Raw genomic sequence first — 26,307 nt, forward strand, 5'->3', positions numbered from 1 at the left:
ACCGACCTAGAAAAGGATGCAGACCGGGATGGGGGCCGTCGTACTCGTTACGAAGTCCAACATCCCGGTCTTTGTATTTCTACGCAGTGTGGTGATGTTTTTCGACCGCTGGTTGGCCACCAGCAGGAACTGCTCGTCGGGCGAGAGTGCGAAATTGCGGGGCCAGTCGCCGGCAACTGGCTCGTACTCCAAAGGCGTAAGGGCCCCGGAAGCGGCCGAGATGGCGTAGACCACGATGGAGTTGTGGCCGCGGTTGGAGCCGTAGAGGAACTTCCCGTCGCGGCTCACGTGAATATCGGCGCAGAAACTCTCCCCGGTGAAGTCTTCGGGCAGGGTCGACCAGCTATCGACGACGGACAGTTCGCTGCCGGAGCGGCTCACCTGGGTGACCGTGCTGTTAAGCTCGTTGATGACGTAGAGCCACTTGCCGTTGGGGTGAATGCTGAGGTGGCGGGGACCGGCGCCGGGTTCCATGCGCAGGCTGGGCGGGGTGTGGGGGACCAGTTTGCCGTCTTCCTTATCCAGGTTATAGTGCCATACCTCATCGGTGCCGAGGTCAACTGAGAGCATCTCGGTGCCCCCGTTCAGGAAGTAAGAACTGTGGGCATGGGGCGTCTCGCCGCCGCGCGAACGGTGATTGCTGACGTCGAGAGGGGCGGAAAGACTTCCGTCGGCGGTAAGGCGCAGGAGTTCCGCGGTGCCACCGCCGTAGTTGGCGACGCCCACGTAGCCGTCCTGGCTGACGTTGACGTGGCAGGGTCCGCCGCCACCGCTGGGCTGACTGTTGAGGTACTCCAGGGAATCGCCCTCTACGCTAAATGCCGCTACACTACCGGTCTCCGTTTCCTCGACGGCGACCAGTACGCTGCGGTCGGGATTGTAGGCCAGAAAGCTGGGGCTGTTGATCTCGGCCACGCGGCCACGGCTGTCGAGGGTGCCGTCGGACCGCAGGGCGTAGCGATAGATACCGGGCGCGTGAACGCCGTCGTCATTGTAGGTGCCCAGCAGAAAGGTGGTCTCATCGGCCCCCTGCTGGGCCGTGGTACTTGGCGTGGAGCAGGCAAGGAACAGGATGGACAGGAGAGCAAGGTAGTAGCGCATGCAGGAAAGGTACATCGGATGTGGGGGACATCGGATGTGCTCTACATCCGATGTACCTTACCCGCCGACCCGCACGCCGAAGAAGCCCGTCCGCCCCGGCGCCGGCTGGTAGTAGCGGCCGCCGAACTGCGGATTGAGGTCGTTGCCGAAACTCATCGTCTCATCCAGCAGGTTGCTGCCGCCAACGAAGAGGTCGACGGTCGTACGCCCCCACGCACCCCGCCACCCGGCCCGGGCCCGTACTAGGTGATAGGCCTCGCCGTAGACGGTATTAGGGTCGTTGAGGGGGATGGCGTCGGTATAATTCTCGGTGACGGTGGCGTACCAGCCCGCGCCCGACCGCAGGGTCGCCTCCAGGTTCACGACGTGGGGGGCGGTACCCGGCAGCCGGTTGCCGGAGTAGTCCTCTCCGTCGCGATCGTACCGGTCGTACGCGAAGTCGTGCCAGGTATAACTACCGTAAACTTCCAGCCAGGAGGCCGGCTGGTAGGTGACCGCCAGTTCCGCGCCCCGCTGGTCGGTACTGCCGGCGTTGCGGAAAAGTTGGGTACCGCGGGCGTCGGAGTAGGTGCTGATGGCGTTGTTGAGCCGCAGGTAGAACAGGGCCAGCTCGTAGCTGAGCGCGCCGCGGCTGCCCTTCGTGCCCACCTCGTAGTTGACGCCGCGCTCCGGGGCCAGGCCCGTATTTAGGCTGCCCTCGTTGGTGCGGAATTCGTCGAGCGTAGGCGGACTGAAGCCGCTGCTCACGCTCGCGTACACGCTGTAGCCGCCGAAGTCGCGCAGGATAGAGGCCCGTGGAGCCAGTACCGTGGCGATATTGCTGCGGGTGGTGGCCGGGGCGGCAGCCGCGTCGTAGGTCCGGTCCACGTAGTAGCTCAGCCCGCTCAGGCTGGCGCCGGCCGCGAACCGCCACGCCCCCAGATCCCACGTGGCTTGTCCGAAGAGCAATTGTTGCCGGCTGGTGATCTCGTCGCTGAAATTCAGCTCGCCGGGCGCCCCGTCTGCGTTACCGAAGTTATTGGCCATGCGGTACTGCAGCTGGGCCTCGGCCCCCACCGACACCTTCAGAACGGATCCGGCCAGGGGCACCGTGTAGTCGAAGGCGGTGCGGCCGCCCGTTCCCAGGTTGGCCTCCCGCTTGTAGTCGAAGTTGAAGGGGTGGTCGAAGTAGAAGCCGGTACCGTACACCGTTGTCTGGTTGCTCCAGCGGCCGCGCGCCCAGTCCTGGGTGATGCCCAGCAGCAGGTTGTCGTAATTGATGCTCGCGTTCGTTGCCACGCTACCGGGCCGCGCCTGCCGCCGGTCGGTCGCGTACTGCTCGGCGTTAAGGCCGCCGGGCAGGTCGTAGCCGAGGCGGCTATAGAGGGCGTGCAGGCTCAGGGTCCGCTCGTGGCCGGCCTTCCAGCGGGTAGACACCTGGGCCGTCTGCCGGCGCAGGGCACTGTGCTCGCGGTAGCCGTCGGTCTGCTGGTGGGCCAGCCGGACCTGGTAGCTGCCGTTGCCGGCCCGCCCCTGCACCTGCGTCCCCGCCCGGAAGAAGCCGTAGGAGCCCCCCTCGGCGTAGCCCTCCCCCACCCCCGCCAGTGTATCGGTCGACAGCAGCAGGGTGCCCGCCGTGCCCGCCCCGTACACGCTGCCCGCCGGACCGCGGATCAGCTCCACCCGGTCGACGTTGGTGACATCGAGGAAATTGAGGTTGGTATCTCCGCCCGGCTCCGTAAAGGGAATACCGTTCCAGTAGATCTTGATGTTGCGTACGCCGAAGGGGCTGCGCAGCGTACTGCCCCGTACGCTGATCCGGTAGCTGCCCGGCGCCCGCTGCTCGAAACGCACTCCCGGCAGGCGGTTCATGGCGGGCAGCAGGTCGCCCGTCGGGATCAGCTCCAAATCGCGGGTACCGAGGGTGCTCACGCTGGCGCCCACCCGGTAGCTCGGTGCCTCGTCGCGGAAGCCGGTCACGGTGGCACCCGGCAGGTTGTAGAGGGTATCGGTCTGGGCCGACAGCGAGGCGGTCAGTAAACAGAAAAGAAGGGTACGGTACATGCGGCAGGGTTACCCAACGGAAATGATCTAACGGGGGAAGTTGTTCCCCAGTCATCCACTCATCCACTCATCCACTCATCCACTCATCCACCCATTCAGTCATCCACTACCCATACAGTCAGCAGCTCGCGCTCCGCGCTCAGGGTTTCTCACAGATGTACACAGATCGCTGCGCTAGCCACAGATTCACACGGATTTTGCCCGCAGGACATTTGGATTTCATATATTATCGATGCACGCTGCGCTTAACTCCATGAAGAATCACCCGAGCGAAGCGAGTGTCCTGCGGGCCCCTTCACTCCTTCACTCCTTCACTCCTTAACCCAATCACTCCTACCCCCGCTCCACCGGGCACGTCATACAGTGGCTGCCGCCGCGCCCCCGGCTAAGCTCGGCGCTGGGCAGGGTGATGATGGTTTTGCGCAGGTCTGCGGGCTTCCAGTCGCCGGCGACCGTTTCGTCGAGCAGCTGCTGGGCGGCCACGATCCGGTAGCCGTGGGCGGCCAGGGCCTCGGCGGTCACCGGATTGCGGTCGTAGGTGAGGGCTACGCCGGGGGCCAGGGCGACGAGGTTGCAGCCGTCGGTCCACTGCTCGCGCTCCTGGAAGGGGCTGCGGCCGTTGCCGGCGGCGATAAACTGGGCCTCCGGGTCGATTTCGGCCAGGATGCATTCCTGCAGGCTGGCGTAGGTGGTGGTATCGCCCTCGGCGCGCCACACTTCCACGCCGGCCTGCCGGCCGCCCTCGGCGATGATGGGCTGGTAGCACACGTAGTCGTGGACGTCGATCTGGGTAAAGATGGTATCCAGGTGCATGAAACTGCGCTCGGCCGGCACGCTCACCCGCACCACGTTCTTCACCACCCGGTCGGCGAAGAGCCGGTCGGCCAGTTTGCGGATGCTGTAGGTATTGGAGCGCTCGCTGTCGCCGATGAGCAGGTAGTCGCGGTTGAGCAGCATCACGTCGCCGCCCTCCATGTACACCTTCTCCCCGAGGCGGCTGGGCGGGAAGGCGTCCACGTCGTTGAGGTTGATTACCCGGTCGCTCTGCCACAGGTCGGCGAACATGGGGTGGGCCACGATGAGCAGGCGGGTGAGGTAGTTTTCGCGGCTCCGCGCCTGTTTGGCGGCCTTGGTGACGAGCACGTGGTCGTTGATCGTCACGGCGATGTCGCGCGTGAAGATGAAATTGGGGATCGGGTCGAAGAGCACGTGCCCATCGTTGGGGTCGAAGCCCGTCACCAGTACGCTGCTCAGGGTATCGGGCGGCAGTGCCGCCAGCTCGGCGGCGTAGCCGGCGGGCAGCTCTTCCCAGTTGACGATCAGCTCGAGCATCTTCCGCGTCACGTCGGGGGCGGCCCCGATGGCCTCGGTCAGTAGGGTACGGATCTCGAGTACGCCGCCGTCGCCCAGTACGGCCCGCAGTACGGCGGTGAAGACATCGTGCTCCTCCTGGAGCCGCGGCAGGTAGACGATATCGTCGAACAGCAGTTCTTCCGCCCGGCGGGGCGTGATGGTCGCGGTGCCGGCGTCGGGGCGGTGGACGATCACGCGGCGGAGGGGGGCAATTTCGGAATGGACTTGGATGGGCATGGGGGCAAAGGTAGGGCGGGGACGCAGGTGCGGGGTAAATCCAAAAAAAAGCTAAAATTCTTGGCTTCTATCTACCAACCACCTGATTTTAGCCGTTAGCGAGGTAACGCCCCCTGACCCCCCGACATAGACTGCATTATGAAACCAATCCTTTTTGGCCTACTCTGCCTGTTGCACCATTCCGCGCTGATGGCCGCGGCCCCCGCCGACCTGCCCTTCACCTGGACCGCCGAGGAAATCACAGACCAGGAGGTCTACATCGAGCGCTACCGGACCATCGCCATGCAGGAAATGGAGCGCACCGGCGTGCCCGCCAGCATCAAGCTGGCGCAGGGCATTCTGGAGAGCGACTCCGGCCGCAGCTACCTGGCCCGCACCGCCAAGAACCACTTCGGGATCAAGTGCGGCAGCAACTGGAACGGCGACAAGGTCTACCGCGAAGACGACGATTACGACGAGCGCGGCCGGCTCACCAAGAGCTGCTTCCGCCAGTACCGCAACGCCGACGCCAGCTACGTGGCCCACTCCGAGTTTCTGCGCGACCCCAAGAAGGCCTTCCGTTACGGGTTCCTCTTCCGCCTCGAGCCCACCGACTACAAGTCCTGGGCCCGCGGCCTCCGCAAGGCCGGCTACGCCACCAACCCCCGCTACCCCGAACTGCTCATGACGCTCATCGAGCGCCACAACCTGCACCAGTACGACGTGCCCGGCGTAATCGACCCCGTCGACATCGAAGTACCCGTCGAGGAGGCGATCACCGGCATCCTCAATACCAACGACGTCAACTACTTCGTCAGCGAGGCGCCCGTCAGCCTGCAGCAGGTGGCCCGCGAAGTGGACCTCAGCGTCCGCCGCCTGCTCAACTACAACGAAGCCCTGGTCAGCGAGAATCAGACCGTGCCCGCCAACGAGCGCATCTACCTCCAGAAGAAGCGCCGCGCCTACCGCGGCGGCGACAAGTACCATACGGTGGCGCCCGGGGAAGACCTCTACGACATCGCCCAGCGCTACGGCGTACGGCTCAGTTCCCTCGCCCGCCGCAACCGGCTCGGGGAGCAGGCCGACCCGGCCACCGGTGAGCAGATCAAGCTGCGCGGCTGGTTCAAGGTGAAGACCCCGCCCCGCCTCGAGCGCGACGGTGGCGGCGATCCCACCGCCCCCTTCACACCGTCTCCTACGCCCTCGCCCACGGGCGACCCCGCCCGCGAGACCGATGACGGCTACCTCGACATGGGTGAGCCCATCTCCCCGAATACCCCGACCCCGCGCCCCGATCCCCGCCCGGTGACCCGCCCCGAGCAGCCGGTGGTCCCGACTCCGCCCGCGGTGCCCGCGACCGACCCCAACCGCCCCGCGGCGGTCTACCACGCGGTAACCGCGGGCGAGACCCTCTACGGCATCAGCCGGCGCTACGGGGTCACGGTCGACGACCTCAAGCGTCTCAATGCACTGAACGGCAATACGATTTCGGTTGGCCAGCAACTGCGGATCCGCTAATTTGGCGGTATGTCACGACCGGTCGTTCTGCTCTTCCTGTGTTTCGTCTGCCTGCCCACCCTCGGCTTCGCCCAGCTTCTCGATGAGGAGGGCGAATACGGCGAGGACTGGGGCGGCTACTTCTTTGGTACACGCGGCGGACTGAGCCTGGGCAGCCAGGATTGGTCGAACATCGAGACGGAGCTGAACCTCGGCTTTCACGGGGATATGTTTCTGGAGACGATCCCGAGTCAGGGGCGCTTCAGCTTCTGGGGCCAGCTGGGGTACCACCAGCGGGGCAGCCGCATCAGCCGCCAGCGGCTATTTACCTTCCAGGGCAACCGCGTCACCCTGCCTGCCGACAATTTCGTCTTCAACAACGCTTCCCTCGCGATCGGCGGCAAGCAGGTGGTCAGCTACCTCGGCCTCGCGGACCTCTACTACCTCATCGGCGTGCGGGCCGAGTACAACCTCAGCACCAACCTCGGCGAATACGATGCCCTGTCGGCCTTCGGGGCGGGAGTGCGCCGGTCCTACCCCTTCGACTCCTACGAATTCATTAACCGCTTCACCTACGGCGCCACGGTGGGCGGCGGTGCCGTGATCCCCCTTTCGGAGAGTATCGGCGGGTTCGTGGAACTCACGGCTCACCCCGACCTGAGCTTCCAGTACAACCAGGGTGCCATTGCCAACGTCATCGATCCGCTTGGCGGCACCAACACCAGCATTGGGGAGCGGGCCATCCGGAACTTTACCGTCGAGCTGTCCGTGGGCCTCCGTTTTCTCCGCAAGTGGCGCTACATCGACTGATATGTCGCTGACTACTTATCTCCGTGGCCTGGGCCAGCTGTTCTTCCCGGCCCTGTGCCTGAGTTGCCGCCGCGCGGTTGGCGGCCACGACCAGCTGCTTTGCGTGGCCTGTGAAGCGGAATTTCCCCCGCGCACCGACCTGTCGCTGCCGGAGAATGAGGTCACCGACCGCCTCGCGGGGCGCCTGCCGCTGACGTTCGGCGGGGCGGCCTATACCTTTCGCGACGGTACCGTATGCCAGCGCCTGATCCACGCCCTCAAGTACCACCACCGCCCCGACGTGGGCCACGCCCTCGGCCACCGGTTCGGCCACCGCCTGGCGGACGTTCCCGCCCTGGCGGACCTGACCGCGCTGGTGCCCGTACCCATCCACCGGCGGCGGCGACACGAGCGCGGCTACAACCAGGCCGAGGCGATCGCCCGCGGCCTTTCCGAAGCGCTCGGCGTTCCGGTACGGCAGCACGCACTCCGGCGGGTGGATTTCCGGGGCTCCCAGACGCGCCGCGGCAAACTCGAACGCCTCGACAACGTGCGCCACTCCTTTAAGCGTAGTCGCGAGGCAGTGGCCGGCGGTCACGTCCTGCTGATCGACGACGTGCTGACCACCGGGGCCACCCTCGATTTTTGCGGACAGGTGCTGCTGGAAGCGCGTCCCGACCTGCGGGTCAGCGTGGCTACGCTGGCGCTCGCGGAGCGCTAAGCGGCCCGGCGACGAGATCGCGCGGGAATACCGTGAAAATCCGCGCGGTTTACATACCTTTGCGCATGGAAGACAACAAAAGCATCCCCGACCGATTCGCCGTCCAGGGCCTCACCTTCGATGACGTGCTGCTCCTGCCGGCCTACTCCGAAGTCCTGCCACGCGAGGTCGACCTTTCCAGCCAGCTCACCCGCGGTCTTCGCCTCAACGCTCCCATCGTTTCCGCCGCCATGGATACCGTCACCGACGGCCGCCTGGCCATCGCCATTGCCCGCCAGGGCGGAATCGGTATCGTTCATAAGAACATGACCATCCAGCAGCAGGCCGAGCAGGTCCGGATGGTCAAGCGATCGGAATCGGGCATGATCGTCGACCCGGTCACGCTGCGGCACAACGCTACCGTCGAGGATGCCAAAAGCCTTATGGCCCGCCACCGTATCGGGGGCATCCCTATCGTCGACGACGATTTCAAGCTGGTGGGTATCCTCACCAACCGCGACCTGCGGTTCGAGACGGCCTCGGCCCGTCCGATCAGCGAGCGAATGACCACCGAAAACCTGATCACCGCCCCCGTCGGCACGAACCTGGAACAGGCCAAGCAGATCCTCCAGGGCTATAAGATCGAGAAGCTGCCGGTGGTCGACGACACCAACAAGCTCGTGGGCCTGATCACCTATAAAGATATACTCAAGGTGCAGAACTACCCGAACGCCTGTAAAGACAGCTACGGGCGGCTCGTCGTCGGCGGGGCCATCGGCGTAACGGCCGATATGCTGGAACGGGTGCAGGCCCTCGTCGACGTGGGCGTCGACGTCATCACCATCGATACGGCCCACGGGCACAGCCGCGGCGTACTGGAGGCGGTACGGCGCACCCGCGACGCCTTCCCCGACCTGCAAATCATCGGCGGCAACGTCGCTACCGGCGCGGCGGCCAAGGCCCTGGCCGAGGCCGGTGCCGACGGCGTGAAGGTAGGCGTGGGACCGGGCTCCATCTGCACCACCCGCATCGTGGCCGGCGTGGGCGTGCCCCAGCTTTCGGCCATCGCCAACGCCGCCGAAGCCCTGAAGGGTACCGGCATACCGGTCATTGGCGACGGCGGCATCCGGTACTCCGGCGATATCGTCAAGGCGCTGGCGGCCGGCGCCTCCACCATCATGGCGGGTAGCCTCTTCGCCGGTGTCGACGAGAGTCCCGGCGAGACGATCCTCTACGACGGCCGCAAGTTCAAGGTGTACCGCGGCATGGGCTCCCTCGGAGCCATGAACAAGGGCAGCAAGGACCGCTACTTCCAGGACGTGGAAGACGACGTCAAGAAGCTGGTACCGGAGGGCATCGAGGGCCGTATCCCCTACAAGGGCAGCCTGGCGGAAGTGGTGAACCAGTACCTGGGCGGCCTCCGGGCCGGCATGGGCTACTGCGGAGCCGCTACCATCGGCGACCTGCAACGGGCGGAGTTCGTACGGATCACGGGGGCCGGCATGTCGGAAAGTCACCCGCACAATATCACGATCACCAAGGAGGCGCCTAACTACAGCCGGCGGTAGTCGGACCAAGTTGGTTTCCGGGAACCAGCGGGATACGACCTGACGATGCTTGTCCGTAGGGCACGGCGGCCGGCACTGCCGAAGGCAGCGTCGTACCTGCGCGAGGGTGAGGCGGAGCGACCGGGAGGCCAAGTCAATACCCAGCGCCCCGCAAGTACGCGGAGGTCAGGGGCACGGCAACTGGCGCCCGCCCCAGGTATCGCCGCCGTTATGCACCGATGCAAAGCGGAGCAGAAGTACGGGCCGGGCGGCGGTCAAGTAAAACAGGTACACCCGCAAATAAAAAAAGGCCCGCCGGATAACCGACGGACCGCTTACATACACTCACCTTATCTTATACGCTTAGTTCATACAAGCTTAGAAACCAGCTTTATATAAGGGTGTTCACGATTGTGAATAATAATTGAATATTTTTCTGTCCCAGCATAGTTTAGCGCGATACAGACACACTATGCCAAGACACCAGGGCTATTGTGAATAAAATTAACGCATTTTGTTAATTGCCACTCCCGGCCGCCTGCTGTACTTTTGCCGTTCAATTCCACTATCCAGATGAAACCCCTCCCCCTCTGCCTGGCAATCGTGCTGGGCCTGCTGGCCGCCGCCGGATGCAACAAGAACGATTGCCTGTCCAGCGACATCAGCATCGAGAACTACGTCCAGGATAGTATCGGCAACTTCACCCAGTACCTCACGGGGCCCGACGACACCACGAGCACCGGCCTGTACTACCGCATCGTCACGCCGGGAGACACGGTGCGCCCCCAGCTCACGGATACGGTAGTGTTCACCTACACCGGGCGTACTACGGGAGATGACATTTTCGGACAGACGGGCGATTCCCCCCTGGCCCTGCCCCTCGCCGGGCTTATCCGCGGTTGGCAATTCGGTCTCCCCCTGATCGGCCAGGGCGGTCGCATCATGCTGTACATTCCTTCCCGCCTGGGCTACGCCTCCAGCCAGGCCGGCGAGGTCTGCCCCGACACCGACCTTATCTTTGACGTCACCCTCCAGGAAGTCCGTTAGTCAGGCCATCAGACAACTCAAACACCACGAAAGCAAGAACGGTACGCGGGTCTTTCCACTTACCCTGCTGTGCCCGGACTGGACCGACCCCCGCAACGTCGGATCGGCCTTCCGGTTGGCGGACGCCGCCGGCCTGCGTGAGCTCGTCCTCGCCGGCACCACCCCGCGACCGCCCCACCCGCGGATCCGCAAAACGGCCCGGGCCACGGAATCCACCGTGCCCTACCGCTACGTCACGGATTCCCTGGCCTACCTGGAGGAAGCCCGCCGCGGCGGAGCCACCATCCTGGCGCTCGAAATCACGGATACCAGTATCCCACTATTTGATTATCCGCTTCCGGCCGGGGAGATCGTACTGGTAACGGGGGCCGAAGCGGCGGGCGTAGCCCCGGAACTGCTGGACCGCTGCGACGCGGCCGTGCACCTGCCGATGTACGGAAAGAACACCTCGATGAACGTAGCGGTGGCCGCGGGGGCGGCGGTGTACCTATTCCTTATGAAGCTCCAGTAGGGACCGTACGTCGCTGTCATGCTCCAGTTCGGGGTGCCAATTGAAGAGCAGGTCGTGGTCCTCGTAGTAATCGTGCAGGGTATCGTGCAGCAGGGCCAGGGCCTGCTTACGGCGACCGCAGAGCATCAGGATCGCCACGCGACCGTAGGACAGGGCGGAATCCTCGAAGGATTCGGCCACGTCGTCGAGCATGGTCAGGGCATCGGCTTCCCGGCCCGTCTCGACCAGAAACAGCGCGTAGGAAACGTAGGCGTCACTGAACTGCTCGTCGAGCTCGATGGCCTTCAGGAAAGCCTGCTCGGCCTCCAGGGGGGCGTTGGTCGCCGAGCTGCAGAGGGCAAGGCCCAGCCAGCAGTCAGCGGTGTGGTTGGGTAGCTCGACGGCGCGCCCGTAGTAGTAGGCGGCCAGGCCCCATTTTTCTTCGGCTACGCTGCATTCGGCGATGTACTGGTAGATATCGTACATCTCGGGATCGAGCTCCAGGGCACGGAAGTAGGCCTTTTTGGCGGGGCCCAGTTCGTCCAGCATCTGGTAGCTGCGCCCGATGCGCATACAGGTTTCGTAACTCTCCTCCGCCTCGTCCGCCTCGAAGTAGGCATTGTAGGCCCGCAGGGCCGGCTCGTACATCTCGAGGTCGAAGAGCTTATCGGCGTACTCGAGGTCGTAGTTGCTGCGGACCTCATTGAGGGAGCGGGCGTTGGCGAAGGCATCGAGTGCCTCCAGGTCGTCGCCACCATCGTCGTACCACAGGCCGAGGTAGAACCAGGTCAGGTCATTGAAGGGGTCCGCGTCGGTCTGCCGGCGCAGCAGCTCACCGATCTCGCGGCGAAAGCCGGAAAGCTCGGGCGCATTGAGCAGCTCGTCGTAGGCGGGTTCCTGGTAGGGGTCGAGACGGATGGCCTCGCTGAGGGCCGCGAAGCTTTCCCGGAAGCGGTTCTCCTGCATGCAGAGGAGCCCGTCGAAGAAGGCTAGCAGGCTTAGTTTTTCGTCCTCGTCGACCACATTGTACAGCTGATCCAGGGCCGCGCGGGCGGCTTCGTGGTGCTCGAAGTGGACGAATACCTCGAGGCGCAGCATCATGACCTCCTCGTCGTTGGGGGCGTAAATATTCAGTTGCTCAAGGGTGGAAAGGGCCTCTTCCTCCTCCAGATTGATCTTGTGGATCAGGGCCTTCCATTTGTAGAAATCGGGGGTGTAGTGGTGCTGGCTGATGGCTAGATCGGCTACCTCGAGCGTCTGCTCGTAATCGTGGTGACCGAAATAGTGCGACAGCAACTCCTCGAACTCCTCTTCCGCCAAAAATACGGTTTCCCCGCTTTGAGCCCCTTTTTCGTACCTGGCCACGAGGGCCATCAGCGCCTTCTCGCGCTGGTCGTTGCTCTTTCTATTCATACCGTGCATCCGCCCCCGGCTTAGTCACCTGGGCCATTGGCTGGGGATCGTGGTAAAAGTACGGTTTTCGGGCCATAAAGTTTCATCCGCTCCCCGGCTTAACGTGCCGGTAGCGCGGCCGCGCGCGAGCCCCGGGCAAACCTTACCTTGTGCACTTTACGTTTAGGATAACACCCCGCACGATACCAAACTTTTCGGCGTGCCGTTCCGGGAACCGGTACCCCGCCGCTCAAGCCAAATCACTATGCTACGCCTCCTTTTCCTCCTGTTGCTTCCCCTCCTGCCCGCCGCCGCCGCCGCCCAGGCCCTTTACAACGTACGCGTGGGCACCTTCCAGGACGTAAAGGCCGACGATTTCACCGAACTGCGTGAGCTCGGCTTCGTGTACGGGCAGGCACGCGACGGCCAGCTCACCGACGTCTACCTCGGCAACTACAGCAGCCGCGAGCGGGCCGACGCCGTCACCGATGAATTGAAGGAGAAAGGCTTCCGCAACGCCGCGCCCTTCGCGGTGCCGGTTGGCGATACCGGCGAGGCGGCCTTCATCCAGATCGCCCTGCGCGGCCGGAACCGCAACCTCGACTGGACGGCACTCGAGCGCGCCGGCAGCCTGTTCGTCGACGCGGCCGACGGCGTCACCAAGGTCGTCACCGGCCCCTACGCCACCACCGAAGCCGCCAACGCCGCCCTGCCCGCCGTCCGCGGTCTCGGGTACACCGATGCCTTCGTCCGGACCATCCCCAAAGGCTCCCTGATCCCGGCCGGCACCTTCGAAACGGGGATCAAAAAGCCGCTGATCCCGATTTCTCTCGATAAGGTACCTCCCCCCGCACCCGCGCCCCCGCCCGCCCCTTCCCCCGCGCCCGCTCGCGCGGACTCTGCGACCGCTCCCGCCCCACCACCTCCGCCGACCACGCGCCCCGCCCCGACACCCCCCGCAGAGCCCCTGGGTGAGGAGGCCGTGGCCGCCGCCGAATCACGCCCCGCCCCGCTGCGGGCCGCCGCTCCCAACCTGCCGGAGATCGACGGGCGTACCAAACGGCACTCCGCCGCCGAGCTGCAGCGCGTCCTTAAGGAAAAAGGGTACTACACCGGCAGCATCGACGGCTACTACGGCCCCGGCACCCAGGCCGCCTACGACCGCGCCTGGCGGGATATGTCCGAATTGAAAAAATACCAGCTCCTGGCCGACGCCCGCCCCGTGGGAGGCTCCGTACTCGCCTGGCCCGGCGTCCGCCTCGCCACTACCATCTCCGACGACCTGGCCGCCGGCACGGGCAATGCCGACCGGGCGCGGACGCTCGCCAACGCGCGGCCCGCCCTGCTGGCCGCCACCGCTCCCCTGCCCGCGGCGGCCGCTACCCAGGCCCGCGACTGGGAAAACACCGTCTGGGAAAGCCTAGGTGCCTGGGCCACCGAAGACCCCCTGCACGCGCGCATCCTCAGCGCCTTCCGGGTCGCTTACTATCAGTCCCAGGTCCGCCTGGAGGCCATGTACCAGGACCGTGGGCTCGCCCCCATAGCGGCCCGTGACCTGGCCACGGCCGCCCTGCAGAATCTCCTGGCCGCCGACCTCGAACGTTTCCGGTAAGTTACTCTTCCTCCATGGCCAGCTGCCGGCCCTCGTGGGCGGCGCGGCCCTCGATGATAAGCCCGTACAGCAGGTCCTTCAGGGCGGTGATACCTTCACCGGTGACGGCCGATACGTAGAGATGCGTCAGGTCGGTGGGGATCTCGTGGGCCCGCAGCCGCTTCAGTTCCTCGTCTACCATATCGGCGCGCGTCAGGGCCAGTACCCGGGGCTTGTCGAGCAGCTCGGGGTTGTACTGCTGCAGTTCGTTGAGTAGGGTACGGTACTGCCCGCGGATATTGTCGGCGTCGGCCGGGATGCAGAACAGCAGAGTGGCGTTGCGCTCGATGTGCCGCAGGAAGCGGTGTCCCAGCCCGCGGCCCTCGTGGGCACCCTGGATGATACCGGGGATATCCGCCATGGCAAAGGACTTGCCGTCGCGGTACTGCACCATGCCGATGTTGGGCACGATGGTCGTGAACTCGTAGTTGGCGATCTCGGGCTTGGCGGCGGTGACCACCGACAGCAGGGTACTCTTGCCCACGTTGGGCAATCCTACCAGGCCGACGTCGGCCAGCACCTTCAGTTCCAGGATGTACCAGCCCTCGATGCCCTCCTCGCCGGGCTGGGCGTAGTCGGGGCTCTGGTTGGTGCTCGATTTGAAGTGGCTGTTGCCCAGTCCGCCGCGACCGCCTTCGAGCAGGATATACTCCTCCTCGTGGCGGGTGATCTCGAAGAGAAACTCGCCGGTCTCCGCGTCGCGGGCGATGGTTCCCAGGGGCACGTCGAGGATCACGTCTTCCCCGGTAGCCCCGGTGCGGTTGTTTTCGCTGCCCCGCTGACCGTGCTCGGCGCGGATATGCTTCTTGTACTTGAACTGGAGCAGGGTCCACAGATTGCGGTTGCCGCGCAGGATGATGTGGCCGCCACGGCCGCCGTCGCCGCCGTCGGGTCCGCCCTTGGGGATGCCCTTCGCGCGGTAGAAATGCTTCGAACCCGCCCCGCCGTTGCCGGAGGTCAGGTTGATCTTAACGTAGTCTACAAAATTTGCCTTTGCCATACGGATACTGCAACGGTCAGGACGGCCGCGTGTGCGCTAGGCCTCCTGCAGCCGACGGCCGATGATGGCGTCGATGGCCGCGGCGACCTGTTCGGGGGTCTGGGTACCGTCGACGCGGTGCGCCAGGCCTAGGTTTTCGTAAAAATCGAAGACGGGCGAGGTGTAGTTGAGAAAGTTCTCGTAGCGGGTACGGATCACGTCCTCCTTCAGGTCGTCCGCGCGCCCGCTGGTGGCGCCCCGGCCCAGGATACGCTGCACCACCGTATCAGCGTCGACGTCGAGCAGGATGAGCGCGTTGATCTGGCTGTCCTTTTCCCGCATCAGGTCGTTCAGTTCCGCGGCCTGGGGATCGGTACGGGGAAATCCGTCGAAAATGATGCCCGTGACGTCGGGGTGCTCGTCCACGCGCTTGCGCAGCATGGCGATGGTGACTTCGTCGGGGACCAGGTGGCCGGCGTCCATGTAGGCGCGGGCTTCCTTCCCGAGGGGCGTATTGCGGCTAAGCTCCTCGCGGAACATGTCACCCGTACTGATGTGCAGAAAATCGTGCTGCTCCACCAAGATACCGGCCTGTGTCCCCTTGCCAGAGCCCGGGGGGCCAAATAAAATCAGATTGTACATAGTGACGTTGAGGTGGGTGGGCGGCAAATATAGAAAAATTGACCCGGGGGCCAACCGCCGCCTACGCGCGCAGCAGCAGCGCGCGCAGGTTCTCGTACAGCGGATCGTCGGCCGCCAGGACGGAGGCGACGGTGCGCCACTCGGCCCGTTCGATTCCCTCTCCGGTCTCGGGGACGAGGTCGTCCTGGGCCGTCGTCATCCGGAACCAGTAGGTAGGCTTGAGGATGCGGTGTTTTTTGGTGCGGTAGGTGTGGAAGGTGGTGGGCAAGCGTTCGCCGAGGGTGACATCCTCCAGGCCGGTTTCCTCGCGGACCTCGCGGAGGGCGGCGGCGGCGCGGTCCTCGCCGGCGTCGAGCTTGCCCTTGGGCAGGTCCCAGTATCCCCGCCGGAAGATGAACAACTGCTTGCCGTGGCCGGTATGGGTGACGAGGCCGCCGGCGGCCTCCACCCACTTGTAGTGGGACTGGAAGTCGTCCCAGAGGCCGGCGAGGTCATCGGTGAGCAATTCCACGCTGCTTACCTTCTGGCTGCCCTTTTCCAGGGTATCGGCGTAGTTGAGCAGGCTCTTGCGCTTACCGCTGTAGCGGGCGACGAGGTGGGTGTCGGGAGCGGTGTCTCCGTAGGGCCCGGGGGTACCGGCTTCGCGCAGGACCAGCGGCCGGTCGTTGATATAGATTACGTACATTGGCGCGAAATTTACGACGTATGGACACATCCCGGCAAATCGCGCGTAGCCTCCTGGAAGTGGGCGCCGTCAAGCTCCAGCCCAGCGACCCCTTTACCTGGGCAAGCGGGCTGCGCTCCCCCATCTACTGCGACAACCGCGTACTCCTCTCTTTTCCCGCCATCCGCGACCAGGTCGTGGAGGCTCTCGTCGCGGCCGCAGGTGCGGTGGAAACCATCCAGGGGATAGCGGGTGTGGCTACGGCCGGTATCCCCCACGGGGCGCTCCTGGCCGACCGGCTCGACCTGCCCTTCATTTACATCCGCAGCTCGGCCAAGGAACACGGCCGCCGAAACCAGATCGAGGGACGGCTGGAGCCCGGCCTGCGGTACCTGGTGGTGGAGGACCTGATCTCCACCGGCGGCAGCAGCCTCAAGGCGATCGATGCCCTCCGCGCGGCCGGCGGCGAGGCCGCCGGTGCCCTGGCCATTTTTACTTACCAGTTTCCCTCCGCGGAGCGGGCCTTCCACAATGCCGAGGTACCACTGCATACGCTTTCCGACTACGCTACCCTGGTCGAAGAGGCCACGGCCCTGAGACGCATTACCGACTCCGAGGCCGCTACGCTGGCCGACTGGCGCACCGACCCCCGCGCCTGGAGTGAAGCCTACGAACATCCAGAGCGCTGAACGCTCCCACTTTCACACGAACAACACAAATGTCCATTCTAACCAAATCTTCTGAATCCTTTCTTCACCAATATCTAAATAACGCTTCCCCGACCGGCTTTGAAAGCGCCGGGCAGCAACGCTGGATCGAATACGTCCGCCCCTTCGTCGACGAGATCGGCCTCGACACCTACGGCACCGCCTACGGCGTCATCAACCCGGGCCGCGACTACCGCGTGGTCATCGAGGGGCACGCCGACGAGATCAGCTGGTTCGTCAACTATATCACCGACAGCGGTTACCTCTACGTGGTACGTAACGGTGGCAGCGACCACATGATCGCCCCCTCCAAGCGGGTCAACGTACACGGCGACAAGGGAGTAATCCGCGGCGTTTTCGGTTGGCCGGCCATTCATACCCGCCGCGGCGACGACGCCAAGCTGCAGCCCAAGATTGAGAACATCTTCATCGACGTCGGCGCCAAGGACAAGGACGAGGTCCTCGAGATGGGCATCCACGTCGGCAGCGTCATCACTTACCCCGACGAGCTGGAGGTGATGAACGACCGCTACTACTGCGGGCGCGCCCTCGACAACCGCATGGGTGGCTTCTGCATCGCCGAGGTGGCCCGCCTGCTCCGCGAACGCGAGATCGAGCTGCCCTATACCCTCTACATCGTCAACTCGGTACAGGAGGAGGTCGGCCTACGCGGCGCCCAGATGATCACTGACCGCATCAAGCCGCAGGTAGCCATCGTGACCGACGTGACGCACGACACGAACACGCCGATGCTCGACAAGAAGAAGGTCGGCGACGTGAAGACCGGTAAGGGACCCAGCGTGACCACCGCCCCGGCCGTACACAATAAGCTGCTGAACCTCATCATCGACGCGGCCAAGGAGAACGGCATTGACTTCCAGCGGGAGGCCAGCAGCCGTGCCACGGGTACCGATACGGACGCCTTTGCCTATTCCAACGGCGGCGTGGCCTCGGCCCTGATCAGCCTGCCGCTGAAGTACATGCACACCACCGTGGAGATGGCCGCCAAGAGCGACGTCGAGGGTGTCATCGAGTTGATCCTGCAGAGCCTGCTGAAGATCGACGACGGTATGAGCTTTAACTACTTCGAGGTGTAGAACCCCCGCCCATGCGCAATCCCGTACTCAACTGGCTCTTCTACGGCCACGGCTGGATTGCGCTGGCGGCGGCGGCCCTTGCCTGGCAGTCCACCTACCTGGCTACGGGTGACCCCGGGTTGCACGCCGCCCACCTCTTCGTGGGCTGCGCTACCCTGGCCGTCTATACCCTGCACCGGCTGCTCAGCTTCCGGCGGGCGGGCGGGCAGCCCGACGGCCGCCGCTACCGCGTGGTCGCCCTTCACCCCGGCCTGTCGCTGGGCGTGGGCGTGGTCGCCCTGCTGGCCTCGCTCGCACTGGTCTTCACCTTTCCGCTGCGGGCCTTCTGGCCGGTGGTATTCGCCCTGCCCTTCACCTGCTTCTACCTCATCCCGCTGTATCCAGGCGGACCGCGGCTGCGCGACCTGCCCTTCCTCAAGGTGGTGTGGGTAGCACTGGCGTGGACCTTCATGACCGATCTTTTTCCCGCCTTTTCGGTGCACGCCCGACCGGTGGAACCTTTCCTTCGCTTTGCCTTCACGCTTGCCGTGGCCCTGCTCTTCGACCTGCGTGATGTCGGCCTCGACCGGCGACAGGGCGTCCGTACCCTGGCCGGCGCGCATCCGGCCCTCAATCGCGGGCTGGCGCTGGGACTTCTGGTGGCCTGTGCCCTGGTTTCCTTTGCCCGCTACCCCGCCGACGCGGGCGCGGGCCTGGGGGTCGCCTATCTCGCAGCCGTGGGCATCGGGGTGGCGACGACCGCGGACCGGGGAGAAGATTTCTTTGCCGTGGCCGTCAACGGTATGCTCTTCCTCCCGCCGTTGGGGCTGTTGCTGTTCACCTAATCGCGATCCGCCATCCGCGCCATCAGGGCGGCGCCGTAGGCGCTGGCCTGGGGGGTATGCGCGATCTCCACGTGGCGATCGGCGCGGGCCGCCAGCAGCTCTACCCAGCCGCGCGAGCGGGTGAACCCCCCACTGGCGTAGATGACCTCCGACCGGCAAGTGGCCTGCTCTACCTGCTTGAGGATCTCGATAATGTTGTCGGTCACGCCCAACAGTACGGCGCGGGCCAGGTCGGTGGGGGTATGGTCGCCGCGAAGTCCCTCGAAGGCGGCGGTCGCCAGGGCGTCCCAGATGGGGGCCCGCTCGCCGTTCAGGAAGGGCCGGAAGCGTAAGCTCGAATCGGGGGCCGCGGCGGCGGCCTCGATCATGGTACCGATGTCGTCGAAGTGGCCGCGGAGCAGCTCGTAGGTCCACTCCAGTACCTTGCCGCCGTTGTTGGTGGCCCCACCCAGTACGAAGTAATCGTCGTAGAGGAGGTAGTTGAACAGCTGCACGCCGCCCGTATTGCTGTCGCCCCGGTGGGTAGCGCGTACCGCTCCGCTGGTCCCGATGGTTAGTGACACCTTGCCCGGTTCGAGCAGCCCGCTGCCGAGGTTGGCCAGGCAGCCGTCGGAGCCGCCGATACAGAGAGGCAGGTCGCGGGCACCGAGGCGCTCCGCTACCTCCGGACGCCAGTGCAGGCGGCGGCGGGCCGGTACCAGTCCGGGGAGGCGGAGGGGGAGCCGCTGGCCGTCGCCGGCCAGGCGGAGGGCTTCCTCGTCCCAGTCCCGTCGCCGGAGATCGAGCAGGCCGGTGGCACTGGCCAGTTGTTCGTCGAGCAGCGGGCCGTCGGTGGTCCAGCGGTCGACCAGGTACGACTTGATATCCGAGAGGTAGGCAGCCTGCGCGATCCGGTCGGGGTGAAAGCGCGAGAGCCAGCGCAGCTTGACCAGGGGCGACATCGGATGTACGGGGGTACCCGTGCGGCGCAGCAGGGCCTGCCGCTGGTCCGTATCGAACTCCCGCATCACGGCCTGGGCCCGGGTATCGGCCCAGGTGATGGCCGGCCCGGTGGGGCGGCGGTCGGCGTCGAGCAGCAGTACGCCGTGCATGGGGCAGCTAATACCCAGGCCGGCAGGCGCGTCGGGTAGTTCGGCGAGCAGGTCGGTAAGGATCCGTTCGGCCACGGCCACAATGCCGTCAGCGTCCTGCACGGCCGCCCCCGGTTCCGGCTGCAACAGCTCGTAGCCGCCGCTGCGCTCCGCCACGAGGCGGCCGTCTTCGGCGAAGGCACATACTTTGGCAGAGGTCGTCCCCAGATCGAGTCCGAGGTATAAAGGGGCAGCGGGCATGGGCCAAAGGTAGCGAAGTGACAGACACCCGCCGCCGGGCGTGGCTTCCCTGCGGGGCCGGCGTATATTTACGGGCAACCAACCCCGCTGCCGTGCGCTACCCGATTCTTTTCTGCCTTGCCCTGTTACTCTGCACCCGCGTCACCGCCCAGAAAGCCATCAGCGTAGCCGATATGCAGGCCTGGATGGAAATCGAGCGCGAACAGTTGAGCGCCGATGGCTCCCACGTGCTCTACACCCTCACCCCCGACGTGGGCGACCCGGTGGCCGTCGTGCGCTCGGTAGCCGACGGCAGCGAACGCCGGTTCCCGCGGCTGCACGGCGCTACCCTCACCTACGACGGCAATTACCTGGTTGGTACGCTGAAGCCCTCCCGCGACACCGTCCTGCACTACAAACGGGCGGAGAAAGGCGACGAGCTTAAAAAGCGGGATACACTGCTGGTCTGGGACCTCAACTCCCCCGCGCCGACCTACTACCCCGAGGTGTACGACGTGAAACTCAGTGAGCGGTCTTCCCAGGTATTCGCGTACACCACCGCCTCCCTGCTGCCCGACAGCCTGCGCAAGGACCTCGACAAGGACGCGCGGCGGCTGGTGGTGCGGCGGTTCACCAAGCCGGACAGCTTCTACCTCGAGGGGGTGATGGAATTCCGCGTGGCCCGCGACGCGCCCATCGTGGTGGCCCGGCGCACGGCCAAGGACAGCACCTGGTCGGACGGCATCTTCCGGGTCGACCCCAACCAGCTCGAGTGGCAGACCCTGAGCGAGGGGCCGGCCCACTTCGCGGGCCTCAACGTCAGCTACGACGGCGACCACGTGGCCTTCCTGAGCAGTGAAAAAAGCAAGAAGGAGGAAAAGCAGCCCCCCTTCCACCTCCACTACTGGTCGGCCGGCAGCGACTCCGCCTACATGGTTACCGGACGCGACATGGCCTGGCTGCCCCGGGGCTACCGCATCAGCGACGACCGGCGGCCCGAATTCAGCGCCGACGGCAAGTACCTCTTCTTCGGCACCACACCGCGGCGGCCCGAGCTCGACAGCAACGATATAGCCAGCGAACTGGCCGACGTAGAGGTCTGGACCACCGAAGACCCCCTGCTCTACACCCAGCAGAACAATCAGCTGGCCCAGGACCGCAAGTTCACCTACCTAGCCGTCTACCGAACCGGGGTCGACAAGTTCCAGCAGCTGGCCACCCCCGAATATCCGGAGACCAGCCGCCCCGCCGAGGGGCGCGGACACTACGTCCTGCTGTACACCGACACCCCCTACAGCAAGGAAACCATGTGGACCGGCGGGCCCGCCGCCCGCGACGCCGTGGTGGTGGACCTGGAGAACGGCCGGCGTACCCCCGTGGCCACCGCCGAGCCGGGCTTCTTCCAGTGGTCGCCGGAGGGGAAGTACGTGAGCTGGTACAACCCCGTGGACAGCCTCTACCGGGCGTTCAGCGTGGCATCGGGGGAAGTCAATGACCTGACCTCGAACGAACTGGGCACCTTCTACGACGAACTCAACGACCGCCCTATGGATCCCTACCCCTACGGCGTGGCCGGGTGGACCGAGAACGACGACGCCCTGGTCATCTACGACCGCTACGACCTCTGGCTCCTCGATCCCGACGGCGGGCAGGCCGAGCGCCTGACCCGGGGCCGGGAAGACAGCACCAGCTACCGCTACTACGACCTCAACCCCGAAAGGGAGGCCCTCGAGGAAACCCTGCTGCTGGGCCTGCAGCGCGACAGCGACTACTACGGCGGCTACGCCCGCCTCGACGCCGACGGGGAGCTGGAGGTCCTGGCCACCGGCCCCTACACCTATGGCAACTTCCGCAAAGCCCGCACCGCCGACCGCTACCTCTTCACCCGCGAGAGCTACGCCGACTTTCCCAACCTGCGCGTGACCGACGCCCTCGGGCAGCCGGGAGAGGTGATCTCCGACGCCAACCCGCAGCAGGGTGACTTCGCATGGGGGTCCATCGAAGAGTACCGCTGGATCGACCACGAAGGGCGGGAGCTGCGTGGCCTCCTGGTGAAGCCCGCCGGATTCGACTCCACGAAGCAGTACCCGATGATGGTCAACTTCTATGAGCGCAGCAGTGAGGGTGTGTTCCGTCACCGTACCCCGGTTCCCGGACGCTCCTCGATCAACTACCCCCACTACGCCAGCCATGGCTACGTGATCTTCAACCCCGACGTGATCTACCGCGAGGGCTACCCCGGCGAAAGCGCCTACAACTGCGTGATGAGCGGCATCAGCGCTTTGCTGATGGAGGGTTTCGTGGACAAGGACCGCATCGGCCTGCAGGGGCACAGCTGGGGCGGGTACCAGGCCGCTTACCTGGCCACCAAGACTGATCTGTTCGCCGCCATCGAGGCGGGCGCCCCGGTCGTCAACATGTTTTCGGCTTACGGCGGTATCCGCTGGGGAAGCGGGGCCAGCCGGCAGTTCCAGTACGAGCGTACGCAGAGCCGGATCGGCGGCACCATTTGGGATTACCCCCTCCGGTACCTGGAGAATTCCCCCCTGTTCTTCACCGACAAGGTGAATACGCCGGTACTGATCCTGCACAACGACGAAGACGGTGCCGTACCCTGGTACCAGGGCATCGAGTGGTTCACCGCCCTGCGCCGCCTCGGCAAGCCCGCCTGGTTCCTCAACTACCGCGGCGAGCCCCACTGGCCGGTCAAGGCCCCAAACCGCGCCGATTTCCAGACCCGGATGAGCCAATTCTTCGATTACTACCTGCTGGATGCCCCGATGCCCAAGTGGATGAAGGAGGGCGTTAGCCCCCTGGAGCGCGGTATCGAGCAGAACCTCGAGCCCGCCCGCGAATAACTAGCGGAAGCGCAGGCTCTGGAGCGTAAACGTCTCACGGCGTCCGTCGGGGTGCTCGAGCACGAGCTGCCCGTCAGCGTCGACGCCGCGTACCGTCGCACGGAAGCGTACGTCGTCCGCCACGCGGAGGAAGGTGTGCGGGCGGTCGCGCAGGTAGAGGCGGTCGTGATACGGTGCCTGAAGCTCGGCGAAGCGCCCGGCATCGAGGGTATCCAGCCGCCGGCCCAGGTAGGTCAGCAACCGCTCCAGTACCCCGTCAGTGTCCAGCGGAGCGCCGTGTAGCTCGTGCAGGGCGGTGGCGGTGGAACGGAGCTCGGGGGGAAAGTGCTGCTCGTTGACGTTGAGGCCGATGCCGATCACGCTCCAGGATACGCGGCTCCCCCGCAATCCGTTCTGGATCAGGATCCCGGCGACCTTGCGGTCGCCCACGTAAACGTCGTTCGGCCATTTGATGCGCACGTCCGCGGCGGCGGCCGGGGCCAGCTCCAGCACGACGTCGGCCACAGCCAGTGCAGTGGCCCGGGTAAGCGCGAAGATCCGGTCGGCTGACAGATCGGCCGGCCGAAAGAGGGCGCTGAGCGTCAGGTTGTCACCCGGCGTGGCGTGCCATCCGTTGCTGCCCTGTCCGCGACCGGCCGACTGGTCGCGGGTGAGGTAGACGGTACCCGAAGGAAGGTCGGGCTGTAGGCCCAGGTCGCGCAGGAGCGCGGCGTTGGTGGAGTCGACCCGGGCGAAGCGGCGGGCAACTTTAGGAGTGAGCAACGTGTTTTATTTACACTTGGGTAGCCGGGCGGGAAAGATTTTCGGTACGCTTTTTGCTACCTTCATTATACTAAATTCCTGATTTGAATACATCCACAAAATCAGCACGTAACGCCATTGGCCCGGAGATGGGGCAGCGGCTCGACGTGATCCTGGACAGCATCCGGGACATCAAAGGTAAAAACATCATCCGCCTCGACCTGAGGAAACTGGACGACCGCCCCGCGGAGTTCTTTTTCATTTGCGAGGGGGAATCCACGACCCAGGTGCGGGCCATTGCCGAAAACGTCCAGAAGCGCATGAAGCACGAGCTGGGCGAGTACACCAAGAACACTACTGGCAGCCGCCCTGCGAACTGGGTCTGCCTCGACTTTTTCGATACGGTAGTGCACGTGTTCTACCCCGAAACCCGCGCCTTCTACCAGATCGAGGATCTGTGGAGCGACGCGGTTGCGACAGAATACGAAACCCTCTAGGGCGCCCCAGCCTAAATGTGTGCGGACAGCCAACGAAAACCCCTTCCGCACGTTAGCCAATACATATGAGCGCAAAGAATCAGAATAACAAGCCCGACGACAGCGGAGGACCGAAGTTCCAGAGTTACTGGATCTACGCAATCATGTCCGTAGTCCTGCTCGCCCTCGTGCTCACCAACTGGGGCACCGGGACCTCGAGCAAGATCGACCTGGACCGCCTCAACAGCATGATTAAGGATGACGCCGTAGCCTCGATCACCCTGGTCAACGGCGAGCGCGCCGAGATCTACCTCAAGGACGACAAGAAAAGCCTGGAGCAGTACCAGGACGCCTCCCCCGAAAGCATGGGCGGCAGCCGCTACGACTACTACCTGGAAGTCACCGACGCCAGCACCTTTACGAATTTCGTGGACCGGGCCTACGACGAGGCCGGCGTGGCCTTCGGCGATCGCGTCCGCGTCAACTCGGAGAAACAAGCCGACTACATCGGCACCGCCCTCCAGTGGCTTCTCCCCCTGGCCGTCATCGCTTTCATCTGGATCATCCTGATGCGGCGCCTCGGTAGTGGCGGCGGCGGCCCCGGCGGTCAGATCTTCAACATCGGCAAGTCCAAGGCTACCCTCTTCGACCAGAACAGCAAGGTGAACATCACCTTCGCCGACGTGGCCGGTCTCGACGAGGCCAAGGAGGAAGTGATGGAGGTCGTCGACTTCCTGAAGAACCCCAAGAAATACACCGCCCTCGGCGGCAAGATCCCCAAGGGCGTACTGTTGGTAGGCCCTCCGGGTACCGGTAAAACCCTGCTCGCCAAGGCCGTAGCCGGTGAGGCAGGCGTACCCTTCTTCACTATGTCGGGCTCCGACTTCGTGGAGATGTTCGTCGGGGTCGGCGCAAGCCGCGTCCGCGACCTCTTCAAGCAGGCCCGCGAGAAGGCCCCCTGTATCATCTTCATCGACGAGATCGACGCCATCGGCCGCGCCCGTGGCCGCGCCAACATGCAAGGCGGCAACGACGAGCGGGAGAATACCCTCAACCAGTTGCTGGTAGAGATGGACGGCTTCAGCACCGATAAGGGCGTCATCCTTATGGCCGCGACCAACCGTCCCGACGTACTCGACTCGGCCCTGCTGCGTCCCGGCCGCTTCGACCGGCAGATCGGCATCGACCGCCCCGACTTGCAGGGACGGGAGGCCATCTTCAAGGTCCACCTCAAGACCATCAAGGTCAACGACACGGTCACCGCACCCGTGCTCGCCGAAATGACCCCCGGCTTTGCCGGTGCCGAGATCGCCAACATCTGCAACGAGGCCGCCCTCATCGCCGCCCGCCGCAACCAGGACTCCATCGGCCTGGACGACTTCAACTACGCCCTCGACAAGGTCATCGGCGGACTGGAGAAGAAAAACAAGCTCATCAATCCCGAAGAGAAGAAGATCATCGCCTACCACGAAGCGGGCCATGCCATCTGCGGCTGGTTCCTGGAGCATGCGATGCCCCTCGTGAAGGTGACCATTGTCCCCCGCGGTGTCGCGGCTCTCGGCTATGCCCAGTATTTGCCCAAGGAGCAGTACATCACCCGTACCGAGCAAATGCTCGATATGATGTGCATGACCTTCGGGGGTCGCGCGGCCGAGGAAGTGGTCTTCAATAAGATCAGTACCGGTGCCCAGAACGACCTCGACAAGGTCACCAAAATGGCCTACGACATGGTCACCGTTTACGGCATGAACAAGGACGTCGGCCAGGTAAGCTTCTACGGCATGAGCCGCGACACCTACCAGCGGCCCTACTCCGACGATACCGCTACCCTGATCGACGATCAGGTACGCGCCCTGCTCGACAGTCAGTACCAGCGTGCCAAGCAGCTTCTCATGGCCAAACGGGAACAAGTCGGTCTGCTGGCCGAGGCCCTGCTGGAGAAGGAGGTGCTCAGCCGCAAGGACCTCGAGGAGATGATCGGCCCCCGCCCCGCCGACGCCGAGGAAGGCTTCCAGGAGTGGGCCGGTGTGGTCGACAACTCACACGATCCCAACAACAACGGGAAAGTGATGCCCTAGAGACCGGCGGCATACAGGAATTTGTCACAATGGCTCCCGGACTCGGTTTCGGGGGCCATTGTGGTATTCCTTTTTGTTATCTTCACCAAGCCTAGTCATTTGTAG

At 64.7% G+C, this 26,307-nt stretch carries 22 protein-coding genes; 13 read left to right on the top strand and 9 right to left on the bottom strand.

All coding sequences use genetic code 11. The features are described from left to right. Positions 1-6: 6 nt before the first annotated feature. The 3 genes from DQG19_RS08300 to DQG19_RS08310 form a co-directional block, all read right to left on the bottom strand. Positions 7-1,101 (bottom strand): lactonase family protein, encoded by a 1,095-nt coding sequence (locus tag DQG19_RS08300; RefSeq protein ID WP_157974404.1) that lies wholly within the window; start codon positions 1,099-1,101, stop codon positions 7-9. A 57-nt stretch (positions 1,102-1,158) separates the two neighbouring features. Next, positions 1,159-3,144, bottom strand: a complete 1,986-nt coding sequence (locus DQG19_RS08305) for a TonB-dependent receptor family protein (protein ID WP_116125795.1) — start codon at positions 3,142-3,144, stop codon at positions 1,159-1,161. A 333-nt stretch (positions 3,145-3,477) separates the two neighbouring features. Then, positions 3,478-4,734: an arginine deiminase family protein gene (locus tag DQG19_RS08310; protein ID WP_116125796.1), complete on the bottom strand. Its 1,257-nt coding sequence runs from the start codon at positions 4,732-4,734 to the stop codon at positions 3,478-3,480. A gap of 138 nt (positions 4,735-4,872) precedes the next feature. Here DQG19_RS08310 and DQG19_RS08315 point away from each other — a divergent pair, with 138 nt between their 5' ends. The 6 genes from DQG19_RS08315 to DQG19_RS08340 all read left to right on the top strand — a co-directional run bounded on the left by DQG19_RS08315 (position 4,873) and on the right by DQG19_RS08340 (position 10,804). Beyond that, positions 4,873-6,231, top strand: coding sequence for a glucosaminidase domain-containing protein (locus DQG19_RS08315; RefSeq protein ID WP_116125797.1), 1,359 nt, complete (start codon positions 4,873-4,875; stop codon positions 6,229-6,231). 9 nt (positions 6,232-6,240) lie between these two features. Continuing rightward, on the top strand, positions 6,241-7,020 hold the full coding sequence (locus DQG19_RS08320) for a hypothetical protein (protein WP_116125798.1): 780 nt from the start codon (positions 6,241-6,243) through the stop codon (positions 7,018-7,020). Between the two features lies 1 nt (position 7,021). Further along, the gene (locus tag DQG19_RS08325) at positions 7,022-7,720 is read left to right on the top strand and encodes a ComF family protein (RefSeq protein WP_116125799.1); all 699 of its coding nucleotides are present in this window, start codon (positions 7,022-7,024) and stop codon (positions 7,718-7,720) included. 65 nt (positions 7,721-7,785) lie between these two features. After that, positions 7,786-9,267 (top strand): IMP dehydrogenase, encoded by a 1,482-nt coding sequence (guaB, locus tag DQG19_RS08330; RefSeq protein WP_116125800.1) that lies wholly within the window; start codon positions 7,786-7,788, stop codon positions 9,265-9,267. A 552-nt stretch (positions 9,268-9,819) separates the two neighbouring features. Further along, positions 9,820-10,293: an FKBP-type peptidyl-prolyl cis-trans isomerase gene (locus DQG19_RS08335; RefSeq protein ID WP_116125801.1), complete on the top strand. Its 474-nt coding sequence runs from the start codon at positions 9,820-9,822 to the stop codon at positions 10,291-10,293. Continuing rightward, positions 10,265-10,804 (top strand): TrmH family RNA methyltransferase, encoded by a 540-nt coding sequence (locus DQG19_RS08340; RefSeq protein WP_116125802.1) that lies wholly within the window; start codon positions 10,265-10,267, stop codon positions 10,802-10,804. Before DQG19_RS08335 ends, DQG19_RS08340 begins: the two co-directional genes overlap by 29 nt. Here the strand turns inward: DQG19_RS08340 and DQG19_RS08345 are convergent. Beyond that, positions 10,781-12,196, bottom strand: coding sequence for a tetratricopeptide repeat protein (locus tag DQG19_RS08345; RefSeq protein WP_116125803.1), 1,416 nt, complete (start codon positions 12,194-12,196; stop codon positions 10,781-10,783). The genes DQG19_RS08340 and DQG19_RS08345 overlap by 24 nt on opposite strands. Before the next feature lie 244 nt (positions 12,197-12,440). On the opposite strand from DQG19_RS08345, the gene DQG19_RS08350 reads away from it, so the two are divergent. Further along, positions 12,441-13,787 (top strand): peptidoglycan-binding protein, encoded by a 1,347-nt coding sequence (locus tag DQG19_RS08350; protein WP_157974405.1) that lies wholly within the window; start codon positions 12,441-12,443, stop codon positions 13,785-13,787. A 1-nt stretch (position 13,788) separates the two neighbouring features. Here DQG19_RS08350 and obgE read toward each other — a convergent pair whose 3' ends face one another. From obgE to DQG19_RS08365, 3 genes are all read right to left on the bottom strand, one after another. Further along, positions 13,789-14,826, bottom strand: coding sequence for a GTPase ObgE (obgE, locus tag DQG19_RS08355; RefSeq protein WP_116125805.1), 1,038 nt, complete (start codon positions 14,824-14,826; stop codon positions 13,789-13,791). Between the two features lie 36 nt (positions 14,827-14,862). Beyond that, positions 14,863-15,447 (bottom strand): adenylate kinase, encoded by a 585-nt coding sequence (locus DQG19_RS08360; protein WP_116125806.1) that lies wholly within the window; start codon positions 15,445-15,447, stop codon positions 14,863-14,865. Positions 15,448-15,508: 61 nt separating this feature from the next. Further along, on the bottom strand, positions 15,509-16,132 hold the full coding sequence (locus DQG19_RS08365; protein ID WP_157974406.1) for an NUDIX hydrolase: 624 nt from the start codon (positions 16,130-16,132) through the stop codon (positions 15,509-15,511). A 20-nt stretch (positions 16,133-16,152) separates the two neighbouring features. Between DQG19_RS08365 and pyrE the strand changes: the two genes are divergently transcribed. Genes pyrE through DQG19_RS08380 form a run of 3 tightly spaced genes read left to right on the top strand, consistent with a single transcriptional unit; the run spans position 16,153 to position 18,739 of the window. Then, positions 16,153-16,800 carry an orotate phosphoribosyltransferase gene (gene pyrE, locus DQG19_RS08370; protein ID WP_116126079.1) on the top strand — a complete coding sequence of 216 codons (648 nt, stop codon included), beginning with the start codon at positions 16,153-16,155 and terminating at the stop codon, positions 16,798-16,800. Between the two features lie 29 nt (positions 16,801-16,829). Then, positions 16,830-17,915 carry a M42 family metallopeptidase gene (locus DQG19_RS08375; protein ID WP_116125808.1) on the top strand — a complete coding sequence of 362 codons (1,086 nt, stop codon included), beginning with the start codon at positions 16,830-16,832 and terminating at the stop codon, positions 17,913-17,915. An 11-nt stretch (positions 17,916-17,926) separates the two neighbouring features. Then, complete coding sequence (locus tag DQG19_RS08380) at positions 17,927-18,739, top strand: hypothetical protein (RefSeq protein WP_116125809.1); 813 nt, start codon at positions 17,927-17,929, stop codon at positions 18,737-18,739. Here DQG19_RS08380 and DQG19_RS08385 read toward each other — a convergent pair. Then, complete coding sequence (locus tag DQG19_RS08385) at positions 18,736-20,070, bottom strand: gluconokinase (protein WP_116125810.1); 1,335 nt, start codon at positions 20,068-20,070, stop codon at positions 18,736-18,738. The genes DQG19_RS08380 and DQG19_RS08385 overlap by 4 nt on opposite strands. 92 nt (positions 20,071-20,162) lie before the next feature. Between DQG19_RS08385 and DQG19_RS08390 the strand changes: the two genes are divergently transcribed. Next, complete coding sequence (locus DQG19_RS08390) at positions 20,163-22,907, top strand: prolyl oligopeptidase family serine peptidase (protein WP_116125811.1); 2,745 nt, start codon at positions 20,163-20,165, stop codon at positions 22,905-22,907. Here the strand turns inward: DQG19_RS08390 and DQG19_RS08395 are convergent, their stop codons facing one another. Continuing rightward, the gene (locus tag DQG19_RS08395) at positions 22,908-23,669 is read right to left on the bottom strand and encodes a biotin--[acetyl-CoA-carboxylase] ligase (RefSeq protein WP_116125812.1); all 762 of its coding nucleotides are present in this window, start codon (positions 23,667-23,669) and stop codon (positions 22,908-22,910) included. A gap of 83 nt (positions 23,670-23,752) precedes the next feature. Between DQG19_RS08395 and rsfS the strand changes: the two genes are divergently transcribed. Then, positions 23,753-24,145 carry a ribosome silencing factor gene (gene rsfS / locus DQG19_RS08400; RefSeq protein ID WP_232826464.1) on the top strand — a complete coding sequence of 131 codons (393 nt, stop codon included), beginning with the start codon at positions 23,753-23,755 and terminating at the stop codon, positions 24,143-24,145. Positions 24,146-24,210: 65 nt separating this feature from the next. Then, positions 24,211-26,202 (top strand): ATP-dependent zinc metalloprotease FtsH, encoded by a 1,992-nt coding sequence (gene ftsH / locus DQG19_RS08405; protein ID WP_116125814.1) that lies wholly within the window; start codon positions 24,211-24,213, stop codon positions 26,200-26,202. Positions 26,203-26,307: the final 105 nt, after the last annotated feature.

Origin of the sequence: Lewinella sp. IMCC34183, assembly GCF_003390915.1 — a bacterium.
Taxonomy (GTDB): domain Bacteria; phylum Bacteroidota; class Bacteroidia; order Chitinophagales; family Saprospiraceae; genus Neolewinella.

What these genes read in the sequence shown, in the direction of transcription:
- DQG19_RS08380 (WP_116125809.1), top strand. Translation starts at nt 17,927, where the DNA reads ATGCGCAATCCCGTACTCAACTGGCTCTTCTACGGCCACGGCTGGATT.
- ftsH (WP_116125814.1), top strand. Translation starts at nt 24,211, where the DNA reads ATGAGCGCAAAGAATCAGAATAACAAGCCCGACGACAGCGGAGGACCG.
- guaB (WP_116125800.1), top strand. Translation starts at nt 7,786, where the DNA reads ATGGAAGACAACAAAAGCATCCCCGACCGATTCGCCGTCCAGGGCCTC.
- DQG19_RS08375 (WP_116125808.1), top strand. Translation starts at nt 16,830, where the DNA reads ATGTCCATTCTAACCAAATCTTCTGAATCCTTTCTTCACCAATATCTA.
- DQG19_RS08365 (WP_157974406.1), bottom strand. Translation starts at nt 16,132, where the DNA reads ATGTACGTAATCTATATCAACGACCGGCCGCTGGTCCTGCGCGAAGCC.
- DQG19_RS08305 (WP_116125795.1), bottom strand. Translation starts at nt 3,144, where the DNA reads ATGTACCGTACCCTTCTTTTCTGTTTACTGACCGCCTCGCTGTCGGCC.
- pyrE (WP_116126079.1), top strand. Translation starts at nt 16,153, where the DNA reads ATGGACACATCCCGGCAAATCGCGCGTAGCCTCCTGGAAGTGGGCGCC.
- DQG19_RS08350 (WP_157974405.1), top strand. Translation starts at nt 12,441, where the DNA reads ATGCTACGCCTCCTTTTCCTCCTGTTGCTTCCCCTCCTGCCCGCCGCC.
- obgE (WP_116125805.1), bottom strand. Translation starts at nt 14,826, where the DNA reads ATGGCAAAGGCAAATTTTGTAGACTACGTTAAGATCAACCTGACCTCC.
- DQG19_RS08300 (WP_157974404.1), bottom strand. Translation starts at nt 1,101, where the DNA reads ATGCGCTACTACCTTGCTCTCCTGTCCATCCTGTTCCTTGCCTGCTCC.
- DQG19_RS08385 (WP_116125810.1), bottom strand. Translation starts at nt 20,070, where the DNA reads ATGCCCGCTGCCCCTTTATACCTCGGACTCGATCTGGGGACGACCTCT.
- DQG19_RS08315 (WP_116125797.1), top strand. Translation starts at nt 4,873, where the DNA reads ATGAAACCAATCCTTTTTGGCCTACTCTGCCTGTTGCACCATTCCGCG.
- DQG19_RS08320 (WP_116125798.1), top strand. Translation starts at nt 6,241, where the DNA reads ATGTCACGACCGGTCGTTCTGCTCTTCCTGTGTTTCGTCTGCCTGCCC.
- DQG19_RS08325 (WP_116125799.1), top strand. Translation starts at nt 7,022, where the DNA reads ATGTCGCTGACTACTTATCTCCGTGGCCTGGGCCAGCTGTTCTTCCCG.
- DQG19_RS08360 (WP_116125806.1), bottom strand. Translation starts at nt 15,447, where the DNA reads ATGTACAATCTGATTTTATTTGGCCCCCCGGGCTCTGGCAAGGGGACA.
- DQG19_RS08335 (WP_116125801.1), top strand. Translation starts at nt 9,820, where the DNA reads ATGAAACCCCTCCCCCTCTGCCTGGCAATCGTGCTGGGCCTGCTGGCC.
- DQG19_RS08345 (WP_116125803.1), bottom strand. Translation starts at nt 12,196, where the DNA reads ATGAATAGAAAGAGCAACGACCAGCGCGAGAAGGCGCTGATGGCCCTC.
- DQG19_RS08310 (WP_116125796.1), bottom strand. Translation starts at nt 4,734, where the DNA reads ATGCCCATCCAAGTCCATTCCGAAATTGCCCCCCTCCGCCGCGTGATC.